The 13648-nt window shown below is 61.3% G+C and carries 9 protein-coding genes and 1 riboswitch; of the genes, 3 read left to right on the forward strand and 6 right to left on the reverse strand.

Features of this window, described 5'->3' with window-relative positions:
* Positions 1-5 precede the first annotated feature (5 nt).
* The 5 genes from C0058_RS27210 to C0058_RS27235 form a co-directional block, all read right to left on the reverse strand.
* Positions 6-2735 (reverse strand): LuxR C-terminal-related transcriptional regulator, encoded by a 2730-nt coding sequence (locus tag C0058_RS27210; protein ID WP_102369891.1) that lies wholly within the window; start codon positions 2733-2735, stop codon positions 6-8.
* A gap of 309 nt (positions 2736-3044) precedes the next feature.
* Positions 3045-4409 carry a DUF1329 domain-containing protein gene (locus tag C0058_RS27220; protein WP_003216172.1) on the reverse strand — a complete coding sequence of 455 codons (1365 nt, stop codon included), beginning with the start codon at positions 4407-4409 and terminating at the stop codon, positions 3045-3047.
* A 43-nt stretch (positions 4410-4452) separates the two neighbouring features.
* Entirely contained in the window at positions 4453-6315 is a 1863-nt protein-coding gene (locus C0058_RS27225; RefSeq protein WP_063027189.1) for a DUF1302 domain-containing protein, read from the reverse strand.
* A 330-nt stretch (positions 6316-6645) separates the two neighbouring features.
* Positions 6646-8328: a fatty acid--CoA ligase gene (locus C0058_RS27230; RefSeq protein ID WP_102369893.1), complete on the reverse strand. Its 1683-nt coding sequence runs from the start codon at positions 8326-8328 to the stop codon at positions 6646-6648.
* 131 nt (positions 8329-8459) lie between these two features.
* Positions 8460-9092 carry a LysE family translocator gene (locus tag C0058_RS27235; protein WP_102369894.1) on the reverse strand — a complete coding sequence of 211 codons (633 nt, stop codon included), beginning with the start codon at positions 9090-9092 and terminating at the stop codon, positions 8460-8462.
* An 84-nt stretch (positions 9093-9176) separates the two neighbouring features.
* Here C0058_RS27235 and C0058_RS27240 point away from each other — a divergent pair, with 84 nt between their 5' ends.
* The 3 genes from C0058_RS27240 to C0058_RS27250 all read left to right on the forward strand — a co-directional run bounded on the left by C0058_RS27240 (position 9177) and on the right by C0058_RS27250 (position 12015).
* Complete coding sequence (locus tag C0058_RS27240) at positions 9177-10142, forward strand: 2-hydroxyacid dehydrogenase (RefSeq protein ID WP_003216168.1); 966 nt, start codon at positions 9177-9179, stop codon at positions 10140-10142.
* A 30-nt stretch (positions 10143-10172) separates the two neighbouring features.
* The gene (locus tag C0058_RS27245) at positions 10173-11171 is read left to right on the forward strand and encodes a class I SAM-dependent methyltransferase (RefSeq protein ID WP_102369895.1); all 999 of its coding nucleotides are present in this window, start codon (positions 10173-10175) and stop codon (positions 11169-11171) included.
* Positions 11172-11222: 51 nt separating this feature from the next.
* Positions 11223-11342: riboswitch (yybP-ykoY riboswitch) on the forward strand.
* 88 nt (positions 11343-11430) lie between these two features.
* Positions 11431-12015: a TMEM165/GDT1 family protein gene (locus C0058_RS27250; RefSeq protein ID WP_003216166.1), complete on the forward strand. Its 585-nt coding sequence runs from the start codon at positions 11431-11433 to the stop codon at positions 12013-12015.
* A gap of 160 nt (positions 12016-12175) precedes the next feature.
* Here the strand turns inward: C0058_RS27250 and C0058_RS27255 are convergent, their stop codons facing one another.
* Complete coding sequence (locus C0058_RS27255) at positions 12176-12994, reverse strand: M48 family metallopeptidase (protein ID WP_003216165.1); 819 nt, start codon at positions 12992-12994, stop codon at positions 12176-12178.
* Between the last annotated feature and the right edge of the window lie 654 nt (positions 12995-13648).

Raw genomic sequence — 13648 nt, forward strand, 5'->3', positions numbered from 1 at the left:
GGTTTCTACCCCAGCAATCCCATCTCCTGCGCCCGCGCCACCGCCTGTGTGCGCCGCTCCACCCCGAGCTTGCTGTTGATATGGCTGGCGTGGGTTTTCACGGTGTGCAGGGAGATAAACAGCTGATTGCTGATCTCCTGGTTTGAACAACCCTGTGCGATCAGGTGCAGCACCGCCAGTTCACGGGTGCTCAGGGTCTCCAGTGTGTGTGGGGTTTCAACTACTGCAACATCCGGCAAGAGTGCCAGCAGGCCCTGGTTCATCAGTCCATGGGGATCCCGGGAAAGCTGCTCCCGCGTCCACTCGGGATAGCGTTCCAACAGGCGCTGGAAAGGTTGCATCGCGCCACCGGCAGCCGCTTCAAGCGCGCGGGCAAACACCGGGCGGGCCTGGGCTTCCTGGCCACCGTCCAGCAGTAACAGTGCCTGCTGGGTCAGCGCCATCAGGCTGATCATCTGCCGGCCGCTGTTATGGGCCTGGCGTGCCAGTTCATCGAGCCGTTGCAGTGAAGCCGCCGGCTGATGACGGATGGCGTCGAGTGCCGCCTGTTGCAACTCGATATGTTGCGGCAGGTGCGGGTGGAACTCCGGTGCGGCAGCGGCCTGTTCACCGTTGTAGGTTTGCCCCAGCCGCGTCAGCCAGGCATCGGCCAGGTCGGTGCGCCCCTGAGCCAGCCATAGCTCGCATTTGACCAGGGTGATCATCGCCAGATAGAAAATCGGCGGCACGTCCCAGATATGCATCAAGCGCTCGGCCTCGGCCAATTCGGCAAAGGCCACGGAGAAGTCGCCACGGCGACCTTCGAAGCTGGCGATCACACAGTGGCCGATCAACACGCTGATATCCCGACAGGCTCGCGCCTCCGTCAACCCGGCACGCAGCCGAGCGAGCCCGGCTTCAGGCTGGCAGCGCATCAGCAGCAAATAGCCTTCGTACAACGCCAGGCGCGCGCGCACTGCGTACAGGCGTTGCGGCGCCAGGCCTTGCAAACGTTGCAGGCCCTGGCGCACCTCATCCAGCGACCGCAGGATCTCGCCACGGGCCTGCAGTACACGCGCTCGGTCGTAATGGGCCAGCGCTTCAAACAATGGATTGCCGACCCGCTGCGCCAACTCCAGGGATTCGCGGTTCAGGCCGCGGGCGCGCCACAGGTCGGCGTCGACAATGGCCAGGTTGGACAGGGTCGACAGGCACATCAACCGCTGGCCATAGCGTTTGTGCGGCAGGCTTTCCAGGGCCTCGCTGCAATACGACTGGGTCAGCTCACGATCACCACGGCCCCGGGCAATAATCCCGCTGAGGGCCAGCCATTGCGCCAGCATCGACTTTTGCGCGGTGGCCGACGGGGCCGGTAAAAAACGGCTGAGGTGGCTGGCCAGTTCCTGCGCCGCATCCAGCTGGCAGGCCAGGCCCAACGCCCAGCTGTAGAGCACGATCAGGCGTGGCGTACTCATCAGCAAACTGTCGGGCAAGTCCATTTTCCAGCGCAGCAGCATGCCGACATTCTGCTCCGCCAGCAGTTGCTCTTCGGACAGGTTCTGCACCAGGTTTGCCGCCACATCCAGGTGACCCGCACGCAGCGCCTGCTCCACTGCCTCGTCGATCAAGCCCTGGGCATTGAACCAGCGGCAGGCCCGCAGGTGCAGGCTGGCTGCCGGCAACACGGCATTGCTCGCGCGCCGGGTGCGCAGCAGGTCGGAAAACAGATGGTGATAACGGTACCAATGGCCCTGCTCGTCCAGCGGCACCAGGAATACCTGGTGGGCTTGCAGGTAGCGCAGGATTTCCGTGCTGTCGTGGGCCTCGCGCACGGCGTCGCACAGCTCGCTGCAAAAGCGCTCCTGGGACGCGGTGTCGTAGAGGAACGCCTGGACTTCCGAGGGCAGGCAGTCGATGACCTCTTCGAGCAGGTAATCGCGGATCAGCCCTTCCCCGCCGTGCAAACCCTGGGGCAGCGTACCTTCGCTGCCGGCCTCGGAAGCCGCCAGCAGCCAGAAACGCAGGCCGGCCACCCAGCCTTCGCTGCGCCGGATCAGGTTATCCAGGGCTTCACCACGCAATGAACTGCTGTGGCGATCCAGCAGCGCCAGGGATTCGCCGTGAGTCAGGCGCAGGTCCTGCTCGTGCAGTTCCAGCAAATGCCGGGACAGGCGCAGTCGGGCCAGGTGCCAGTCGGGACGCTGGCGGCTGGTGACCAGCACCAGCAGGCCGTCGGGCAGGTGATTGAGGAAAAATTGCAGGCAGCGGTCGAGTACCGGGCCCTGGGCCAGATGGTAGTCATCCAGCACCAGCAACAGCGGCGCCTGGGTCGACAGGTGCACCGTCAGTTCATCCAGCAGGCCGTCGAGCCATTCTTCAAAGGCGAAGGGTTGGTGACGCTGGCGCATTTTCAGCAGGCCCAGGGATTGGGCGCCCAACTGCGGGAAGTATTGCTGCAAGCCGTCGAGCAGGCGTTCAAGAAAACGTCCCGGGTCGTTGTCCCGGGGACTTAGCCCCAACCACAGGCTTTGCCAGTGGGCCGGCAGGCTCTGGCAGAACTCCACCGCCAGCGAACTCTTGCCGAACCCGGCCGGGGCGCTGACCAGCAACAGACGCCCGGCCAACCCTTCACTCAGCCGTTCGCACAGGCGCGGTCGCAACACGTAGCCGTCAGGCAGTGGGGGTCGATAGAAGCGCCCTTCCAGGGTCGGAATCACCGCGCTGGCAGGCCCTTGAATTCGGGACAGATCAGTCATCGCCGGGCTCTTGTAGAAGGCTGTTGTCGGCATTGCAGATGTCCGCAGACTAGCGGTAAAAGCGGCAGCTTTGTAGATCTTTGCAACATTTGTCTGAAAAAGACTACAACAAAAAATATCCGGACTTCTTCTGTAACGACCGACACTCTGTGGCGAGGGAGCTTGCTCCCGCTGGAGTGCGCAGCGCTCCCGTTTTTGTGGCTGCTACGCATCCCTGCGGGAGCAAGCTCCCTCGCCACAGTGGTCGCGCAAAAAAAAGCCCCGAACCAGTCGGGGCTTCTTCGAGGATGCGGCCTCGTTTACAGCAAGTTAGCGAACACCATCCTGGCGCAGAGCCGCCGGGGTGAAGTCGCTGGTGGTGGCGGTGAAACCGAAGTCATAGGCCTGTTTCTCTTCGTTCTTCATGCCCAGTGCCAGGTAGCGGCCGGACTGCAGGTCGTAGAGGGTTTCGAGGGCGTACCACGGCACTTGCTTGTCGTAGTAGTTCTCGGCATGGGCTTCCGCCACGCGCCACAGCTGGCCACGACCGTCGTAGTGGTCGATGACCGCGGCTTGCCAAGTGTCTTCGTCGATGAAGAAGTCACGCTTGGCGTAGATATGGCGCTGGCCTTCCTTCAGGGTTGCAACCACATGCCACACGCGGCGCAGCTCGTAGCGCGCCAGGTCCTGGTTGATGTGGCCGGCCTTGATGATGTCGACATACTTGAGCTTCGGATCGTCGAGTTTGTAGCTGTTTTCGGCGATGTACAGTTCCTTCTTGCCTTCCAGTTTCCAGTCGTAGCGGTCCGGTGCACCGTTGAACATGTCGAGGTTGTCGGAGGTACGCAGGCCGTCGGCGGCGGTACCCGGGCCGTCATACGACACTTGCGGTGCCCGGCGCACTCGACGCTGGCCGGCGTTGTAGACCCACGCCGAACGCGGCTCTTTCACCTGGTCGAGGGTTTCGTGCACCAGCAGCACACCACCGGCCAGACGTGCCGGCGCAGTCACTTGCTGCTTGAAGTAGAACAGGATGTTGCCCGGGTTTTTCGGGTCGTAGTCCTTCATCTTGTCGCGGAACACGAACTGATCACGGAAATACACCAGGCTGAACGAGCCGTTGGTTTGCGGCGTGGCCTGGGTCACCAGGCGGGTCACGCTGCCGCCGCGATAGCGGGTGATGTGGTTCCAGATCACTTCAACGCCGCTTTTCGGAATCGGGAACGGTACGGCGGTTTCAAAGTTTTCCAGGCCGTTGCCGCCGGACACCAGGTTGGTGCTGGTGGCGTTTTTCTTGATGGCGGCGAACACATCAGCTGGCACCGTGGCGCCGCGATGGGTCGGGTAGACCGGCATCTTGAAGGTGTCGGGGTAGCGCTTGAACATCGCGTACTGCCCCGGCGCCAGCTTGTCCTTGTACTGCTCGACGTTCTGCGCGGTGATGGTGAATTGCGGTTGTTCGTTGGCGTATGGGTTGGCGAGGAAGCCACGGGCATCCACGGCACCGGCGTTGGTTGGCAGCGGCGACCATTTAGGGATGGTGCCGGCCGCGTTACCGGCCATTTCGGCGCCCATCGGGGTCAGGGTCGTGCCGAGCTTGGCGGCTTCATCCGCCGAGACCGCCGCCATGACGCTACCCGCCATGATCGACAGCCCCAGCACACCCACCTGCAACAGATTTTTAGTTATTTTCATGTTCTGGTTCTTCCTTAAAACATACTGCTTAAAGAGAGTGTGCTTAGAAGTTCACGCCGACGCTCAAGGCGACAAAGTCGCGGTCGTCCACGGTGCTGTAGTCGCCACCAAAGAAGTTGGTGTAGGCCAGGCTCGCGGTGTAAGTGTTCTGGTACTCGGCGTCCAGCCCGAGGCTGATCGCCTTGCGGCCTTCCTCGAAGTTACCGCCAGGGCCAGGCGAGTAACCCTTAACGTCATGGGACCAGGCCACGTTGGGTTTGAGGTTGACGCCGGCAAACACATCCGGGTATTCCCAGATCGCACGGCCACGGTAGCCCCACGAAGTTGCAGTAGTGAAGCCGTCGTTGTTGCAACTGGTGTTCAGGCCGTTGGCATTGGGAAGGCCAGCACCTTGGGCGGTAGAGTTGTTCAATGCCGCACACGCGCCGTTAGGCAGGGTACCCGGGCCAAACACCGGATCACGGCCATAGCGAACCTTGGACTTGCTCTCCAACCCGCCGACATAGGTCATACCGACTTCGCCCACCAGCGTCAGGCGGCTGGCGCCCATGACCTGGTCAAAGAAGTGGGTGAACGTGGTTTGGAGTTGAGTGATTTCCTTACGGCGATAACCATGCAAATCCTGGCCTGGTACACCGCTTAACAACGAAGCATCCTTGAGCACCGGGAAGCCCAGAGGGCGAACGCCGGCAAACAGGATGTCGGTGGAGTTCAACTGCACAGGCGCGTTGGGCCGGTAGCTCAACTCGCCGCTCCATGCCGTGCCGGTAGGCAACGTGGTGGAGAAACTCAAGCCAAAGAGGTGGATGTCTTCCGGATACTCAACGAAGTATTGCGAGTTGCCCGCCACCACCAGTGCAGCTGCCTGACCCAAAGGCCTGGCTCTGTCGTAGACCGACTGAGGCGCGCCAGTTGCACTGAAAATCGGCGCACGGCTGTGGTAGTTCATGTAGTAGGCGCCGAACTCGGTGTCCAGCGGCTCAAAGTTGTAGTGCATTGCGACGCCGTATTGGCCGCCGTCACGTGCGTTACGGTTCGGACCGCGGCGCACCAGGACGCCCTCGTCATTAACGTCGACGCCCAAGGCGGCCAAGCTCGGCAAAGCGGCCGGGTTGATCGTGGAACGCTTGTTCAACACCCGCAAATTATCGTTACAGCCGGTGGTAATGATGTCGGGCTGCGAGAAAAACGTGCCGCAGTTATCGGTCACGGTCTTGTCCCAACCGATCTGATAGAAGCCTTCAGCCGACAGGTTGTCGGTCAGCGTTTGCGACAGGTAGAACATGTTGACCGGAATCAGGCCCTCCTTGATCTCGGCTCCCGGACGACGGAATGCAGCCACGTCGATCGGGTTGATGGCGTTGATACCGCCACCAATGAACGTGCTCTCACCCCAGCTCACTACCTGCTTGCCCAACCGTACGGAACCCGGTTCATCACCAATCGAGTAGTTGTGGTAGACGAAGGCGTCGAGAATCTGCCCGCCGGAAGATCGGGCGCCTGTTGGGCGGTTGTTGTCGCTGATGTTCTTGAAATCGAGGTCGTCGTCTTTAAGCTTGAAGTCATACCAGTACTTGCCCCGGACAAACACGCCGGTGTCGCCGTATTTCAACTCAAGGTCATGAATGCCTTTGAAGATCTTCGAGAAGGAATCGCCCTTGTCGAAGTTCAGGTGACCGTCATCCGAGGTTTGCGACAACCCCCTGCCACCGTTGTTGGCACCGATCAGGTCCTTGTTGCGGCCCGCAGTCGACCAACTGGCTCCGACCGACAGGGACGAGTCAAAGCTGCCTTCGATTTCACCGATGTTGAAACTGACGCCGAATGCGGGCCCGGCGAGCGTAGAGGCGAGGCTGACGGCCAAAGGCAGTTTTGCCCGGCGCCAGAACTGGTGTGCTGAGATCATCGACGCTACTCCATGTGCATTATTGTTATGGCAGTGAGTCGTTTCTAAGGGCTTGTAACGGCCGGAATACAACGATTCCAATGCCGGGCGAACAGATGAACCCGCCAGGTTCACAGCACCGCACCTTGAAAAACTCTGGGATGGACTATAGCCAGCAGGGGGTAGCGCTTGATCCCTCTAAAGTGTGATTTGCATCACCAACCCGTCTGCCACAACCCTTTCGCCATGCCGGCGATAGCCAGCGCGGCAAGGATGGCTGAAAATTGGCAAATCACAAGTGAAGGCTTGGACTAGAGCGCTGCCGTGCCCGCGAGGGCACGGCAAGCAGCGTCAGAGGGTGGAGAGGAAGGTGCTGTTGTTGGCCTGCCATTCGATGATGTCGACACGGATACGTTTTTTGTCGAGCTTGCCGACGCTGGTCTTGGGAATTTCCGTAACAACGGCGATTTGGCTTGGAATCGCCCACTTGCTCAGGTGGCCCAATTCCACAAACGGCTTGAGATGTTCCTTCAGCTCTTTGGCCCCTATCACATGGCCATCACGCACCACCAGCAACGCAAACGGGCGCTCGCCCCACTGCGGGTCGGCAATCCCCACCACCGCTACTTCGCGTACCGCCGGGTGACGGCTGACCAGGTCCTCAAGGGCCAGCGAGGAGATCCACTCGCCGCCGGTCTTGATCACGTCCTTGATGCGGTCGCGAATATCGATCACGCCGAAGGCATCGAGGGTGGCCACATCGCCGGTGTGCATCCAGCCGCCGGCCCACAACTCGGCGCCCTTCTGCGGCTCGTTGAAATAGCCTTCGCTGAGCCATGGCGCGCGCAGCACCAGCTCGCCCTGGGATTCACCGTCGGCGGGCAGGAAGTTGCCCTCGCCGTCGATGATCGCCGCTTCCACCAATGGGCCGGGCACGCCGGCCTTGATGCGGTAGGTGGTGCGTTCGTCTTCGGTGCCGGCCATCAGTTCTTCATTGAGATGGGCGCAGGACACCAGCGGCCCGGTCTCGGACATGCCGTACGCCGCTGTCAGTTGGATCCCGCGGGCCTTGGAGGCTTCATACAGTGAGCGATTGAGGGCGCTGCCACCGATGACGATTTTCCAGCCGCCGAAATCCACGCCCTGGCCGGCCTTGGCGTTGAGCACCATTTGCAGGATGGTCGGCACACAATGGGAGAAGGTGACCTTCTCCTTGCGCCACAGCTCCACCAGGAATTCGGGGTCGTAGCGGCCTGGATAAACCTGCTTCAGGCCGAGCATGGTCGCCACATACGGCAGGCCCCAGGCGTGCACGTGGAACATCGGAGTGATCGGCATGTAGACGTCGTTGGTGCCCAACAGCCGCACGCTGTCGACGCTGCCCATGATGGTCGCCACGCCCATGGTGTGCAGCACCAGTTGGCGGTGGGTGAAGTACACGCCCTTGGGATTGCCCGTGGTGCCGGTGGTGTAGAAGGTGGTGGCGACGGAGTTTTCGTCGAAATCCTCGAAGTCATAGCGGGGGCTCGCCGCCGCCAGCAACGTTTCGTACTCACCCACGAGGTTGGGCAGCTCGGCGGTTTTGTCCGCACCGTCGGTGAGCAGCAGGGTTTTGTCGACGGTGGTGAGGTGGCTGGCGATGGCCTGGTAGAGCCCCACGAACTCGCTGTTGACCAGCACAAAGCGGTCCTCGGCGTGGTTCATGGTGTACAGAATCTGTTCCGGGGACAGGCGCACGTTGATGGTGTGGATCACCGCACCAATCATCGGAATGGCAAACATGCATTCCAGGTAGCGGTGGCTGTCCCAGTCCATCACGGCCACGGTATCACCGGCCTTGACCCCGGCCTCGGTCAGCACATTGGCCAGGCGGGCGACGCGCTCGATCAGCGTCGGATAGGTGTAGCGCAACTGGTCGCGGTAGACGATTTCCCGGGTCTTCTCGTAGCGTGTCCCGGACATCAACAGGCGTTTGATCAACAGCGGGTATTGGTAGGCGCCTTCGGCGGGCGGGATAACACGAGTCTGCAACATACGAATCCCTTATCTGACTGCACGGTCTTGGCTGAAACATCTGCACTTTAGAGCGCTTATGTTTCAGCCAAATCAGCCAAAGGAATGATTTGCAGAACCCAATGAATGCTAGCTTTGAGCCAGCATCCGGCTTATTTCATGCTGGTAAAGGCCAGCTTCACACCGATGGCAATCAGCACCGCGCCCATGGTGCGGTCGAACCAGTGGCCCATGCGTGCAAAACCGGCGCGTACGAGTTGCTGGCTGAACAGCATGGCCACCAGGCAAAACCAGATCGCGGTCGCCACGGCCAGGTACACGCCGTAACCGGCCTGGACCGCCAACGGCGTGTGGGGATTGATCACCACGGTGAACAGCGACAGGAAGAACAGCGTGGCCTTGGGGTTCAAGCCGTTGGTGACAAACCCTGAGGTAAACGCACCACGGGCAGTGCGCTCGCCCGCTTCCAGGTGCAGGTCTTCTTCACTGGCAGGCTTGGCCGGCTGGGCGCGCAGGGCCTTGAAGCCGATGTACAGCAGGTAGGCCGCCGCCGCCCATTTCAGCGCATTGAACAGCACGATGGACTGGGACACGATCAAGCCGATGCCCAGCAGCGAATACCCCACGTGCAGGAAAATCGCCGAACCGACGCCCAACGCCGTCCAGGTGCCGGCCCGTCGGCCATGGGTCACGCTTTCACGTACCACCACGGCGAAATCCGGGCCAGGGCTGGCCACCGCCAACAGGTGAATCAGTGCCACGGTCAAGAACTCGGTGAGGTACATGCACACTCCAGGAAGTAACTGATTATTTCATCTGATAGGCTCGGCAGATTACGCCTTCGAATCCCGCCGCAAAAGGTACAGTTGATGACGAACAATCGCCGCGCCGTCTTCCTTGATCACCCTTCCCTGGACCTCGGGGACCTGGACCTCAGCGGGTTGCAGGCACTCTTCAGCGAACTGAGCCTGCACCAGCAGACCACACCCGAAAACATTATCGAACGCCTGCAAGGCGCGCAGGTGGCGATCAGCAACAAAATCGCGCTGAATGCCGAGACCCTGGCGGCCTGCCCCGAGCTGAAGCTGATCCTGGTGACCGCCACCGGCACCAACAACGTCGACCTCGCCGCCGCCCGCGCCCACGGCGTTACCGTGAGCAATTGCCAGGGTTACGGCACGCCATCGGTGGCGCAGCATACGATCATGCTGCTGCTGAACCTGGCGACGCGCCTGAACGACTATCAACGGGATGTGCAGGCGGGGCACTGGCAACAAGCCAAGCAGTTCTGCCTGCTGGACTACCCGATCGTCGAACTGGAAGGCAAAACCCTCGGGCTGCTGGGCCATGGTGAATTGGGCGGTGCCGTTGCGCGCCTGGCTGAAGCCTTTGGCATGCGCGTGATCCTGGGTGCGATTCCAGGCCGCCCGGCCCGCGCCGATCGCGTGCCGCTGGATGAGTTGCTGGCGCAGGTCGACGCGCTGACCCTGCACTGCCCGCTCAACGAACACACCCGCGACTTTATCGGTGCCCGTGAACTCGCCTTGCTCAAGCCCGGCGCGTTTATCGTCAACACCGCCCGTGGTGGCTTGATCAACGAACAGGCCCTGGCCGATGCCTTGCGCAGTGGGCACCTGGGCGGCGCGGCGACCGATGTATTGAGCGTGGAACCGCCGGTGAACGGCAACCCGTTGCTGGCCGGCGACATCCCGCGCTTGATCGTCACCCCGCACAACGCCTGGGGCAGCCGCGAAGCCCGGCAGCGGATCGTCGGCCAATTGATCGAAAACGCTCAGGGCTTTTTCAGCGGCGCCCCGCTGCGTGTCGTCAGTTGATAAACTGCGCCCCTTTTCAAGGAGCAGACCATGGATCCGCGCAGTGAAGTACTGCTTCGCCAGGCCGAACTTTTTCAAGGCGACGTGCTGCTGGTGGGCTTGCCCGCCGACGACCTGCTGGGCCGCCTGCCCAATGCCCATGGCTGGAGCTGGCACGCCGGCGACCAGGCCGCACTGGACGCACGTTTTGCCGAGCGCAGCCAGTTCGGTGTGAACGTGCCCGAGCGTTCGTTCGAGACCGCGGTGGTGTTCCTGCCCAAGTCCAAGGACCTCACCGACTACCTGCTCAATGCCGTGGCGGCGCGTTTGCCCGGCAAGGAGTTGTACCTGGTGGGGGAGAAGAAAGGCGGCATCGAAAGCGCGGCCAAGCAACTGAATCCGTTCGGCAAGCCGCGCAAGCTCGACAACGCGCGGCACTGCCAGTTGTGGCTGGTGACGGTGGCCAACGCCCCCGAGCCGTTAGAACTGGAGAGCCTGGCGCAGGTGTTCGAGGTGCCGCTGGCTGAGGGCCCGCTCAAGGTGGTGAGCCTGCCGGGCGTGTTCAGCCACGGTCGGCTGGATCGCGGTACCGCATTGCTGCTGGAGCATCTGGACAAGTTGCCGAGCGGTCACTTGCTGGATTTCGGTTGTGGCGCGGGTGTGCTCGGGGCAGCGGTCAAGCGTCGCTACCCGCATAACACGGTGACAATGCTCGACGTGGATGCCTTTGCCGCTGCCAGCAGTCGCCTGACATTGGCGGCCAATGGCCTGGAAGCCGAGGTGTTGACCGGTGATGGCATCGACGCTGCTCCGATGAATCTGAACGCGATTCTGAGCAACCCGCCGTTCCACGTCGGGGTGCACACCGATTATTTCGCCACCGAGAACCTGCTACGAAAAGCGGCCAAACATCTGGCAAAAGGCGGCGAACTTCGCTTGGTTGCGAACAGTTTCCTGAAGTATCAGCCGCTGATCGAAGAGCATCTTGGCGTGTGCGCAATCAAGGCAGAAGGTCAGGGTTTTCGCATTTACCGTGCCAAGCGCGGCTGAGATCTTTTTCCAAAAGAAGGCTTGCCGAATGGATTTTGCCTAGGCAGAATCCGCTCCGTCCTAGGGGAGTAGTCTCCCACGAGCGCCACGCTCGTCCGGCATACGTCAACATACTTGGTCAACAGGCCATGGCGTATGCGACCCAGGAGTCCGCACAGACGGACCGGGGTTTGACAAGACCTATGACACGAACACCTTACCCGGGGCGGGAAGGCTGTACGTGTCATAGCCGTGTCGACCCGCCCCTGGAACTTACCTGATGCTGGATTCTCTGCTCGTCCCTACCGCAATCGTTGCCTTGGCCGAAATTGGCGACAAGACGCAACTGCTCGCACTCATTCTCGCTGCACGCTTTCGCAAACCCTGGCCGATCATCGCCGGCATCGTTGCCGCGACCCTGGCCAACCATGCGGCCGCCGGTGCCGTGGGGGCCTGGTTCGGGAGTTTCTTCTCGGATGCGGTGCTGCACTGGATACTCGCGGCGAGCTTCTGCGCCACGGCGCTGTGGACCCTGGTGCCCGACAAGCTCGACGATGACGAAGCCAGCACTTCCCGCAAGTTCGGGCCCTTCCTGACCACGCTGATCGCATTCTTCCTCGCGGAAATCGGCGACAAGACCCAGATCGCTACCGTGATGCTCGCGGCGCAATACCCGGAACTGTGGCTGGTAATTATCGGCACCACCCTGGGCATGTTGATTGCCAACGTGCCGGTGGTGCTGGCGGGTAATTTTGCCGCGGACAAATTGCCGCTGACGCTGATTCGTCGACTGGCGGCTACGGCATTCTTCATCCTGGCCATTGTTGCGGTGTACAAGGCCATGCAGAGCAGTGGCTGGATCTAAACGTAACCCCATATGGGAGCTGGGCTTTTGTGGGAGCTGGCTTGCCTGCGATAGCATCACCTCGGTGCAACTGACACACCGAGGTGCCTGCATCGCGGGCAAGCCCGACTCCCACACAAGCCGGGCCCCCACATTCAGATTTGCATTTCAGCCTTATAAATCAGGATTTTTTCGCCTGCTGATACAACGGCATCACCTTCGGAATCGCCGCCTGCAACGAGGCGATCCGGCTGTCGGAGGCAGGGTGGGTGCTCATGAATTCAGGTGGCGAGCCTTCCGAAGCCTTGGCCATTTTGTTCCACAGGGTAATCGCCGCGTTCGGGTTGTAACCGGCACGCGCCGACAACTCCAGGCCGATCAGGTCCGCTTCGTTTTCGTTGCTGCGGCTGTTGGGCAAGGTCATGCCGTAGTTGGCCACGGTATCGGCCAGCGCCAGGCTGTCCTGACCGAGGCCGAACAACGCACCGGCCCCCTGCTTCGCCATTTCGATACCGTAGGCCTTGGACATGGCTTCGCGGCCGTGCTCACGCAAGGCGTGGGCAATTTCATGGCCCATCACGGCGGCGAGTTCGTCGTCGGTCAACTTGAGATTGTCGATCAGCGCGCTGTAGACAAAGATCTTGCCGCCAGGCCCGCAGTTGGCGTTCATCTCGTCACTTTTGATCAGGTTCACTTCCCACTTCCACTGCGCCGCATCCGGGCGGAAGGTGGGCGCCTGGGCGATCAGGCGGTTGGCAATCGCCTGCACGCGCTTGGCGTTGGCGCTGGTCTTGTCCACCAGGCCCTTGCCGCTGGCTTCACCCAGGGTCTGCTGGTAGGACTGCGCATACATCTGGTCGACTTCCTGGCTCGACAACATGCTGAACATGTACTGCTTGCGCTCAACCCCCACGGCGCCGCCGCTGGTGGTGTTGACCGACTGACAACCGGCGAGCAACAAAGCCGCGCCCAACGCACATACCGCCACTGTCTTTTTCATCAACCTGCTCCCTGAAAACATGGCGCGTATCGTAGTCGGCCAATTGTATCGACGCCAGATACAACAGACGTATAGCCACCTGATTTCAGATACATCCCACACTGCCGCAAAAAATTCACAAACGCTGGCAACCATTCCATTTACGACATTCGCCCATCCGGCACAGCCATTTTGAGGTAATGGCCCTCATGTCTCCCCCGCCCGCGGCCGATATACACAAGCAGCCAATCTCCCCCTGCGTTCGGAGCCGTCATGAAGTTCAAGTCGATTCAATTTTCTGTCGCGGCACTGGCCGGGGCCATTGTCCTGAGCGTGGTGGCGGTGTTGGTGCTGTATGCCTTGTTCGCCGGGGCGCGCACCCAGGAGATGGTGCAGGAACGCACCCAGGGTCAATTCGAACAAATCATCGAGCAGCGCCTGACCGCCCTCGCGCAAACCCAGGCGACGCTGATCCAGCGCGAACTCGAAGCACCGCTGGTGACGGCCAAGGGCCTGGCCACCGCCAACGCCCTGATGGGCATGAAAGACGCCAACGGCAACCCGCGACTGGCGGTCTCCCGTGAACAACTGATCAACCTGATCCACGAAACCGTGGTGCGTAACCCGAAGATTCTTGGCGCCTATATAGGCTGGGAAGCCAACGCCATCGACCAC

Origin of the sequence: Pseudomonas sp. NC02 (assembly GCF_002874965.1) — a bacterium.
In the GTDB taxonomy this organism is placed as follows: domain Bacteria; phylum Pseudomonadota; class Gammaproteobacteria; order Pseudomonadales; family Pseudomonadaceae; genus Aquipseudomonas.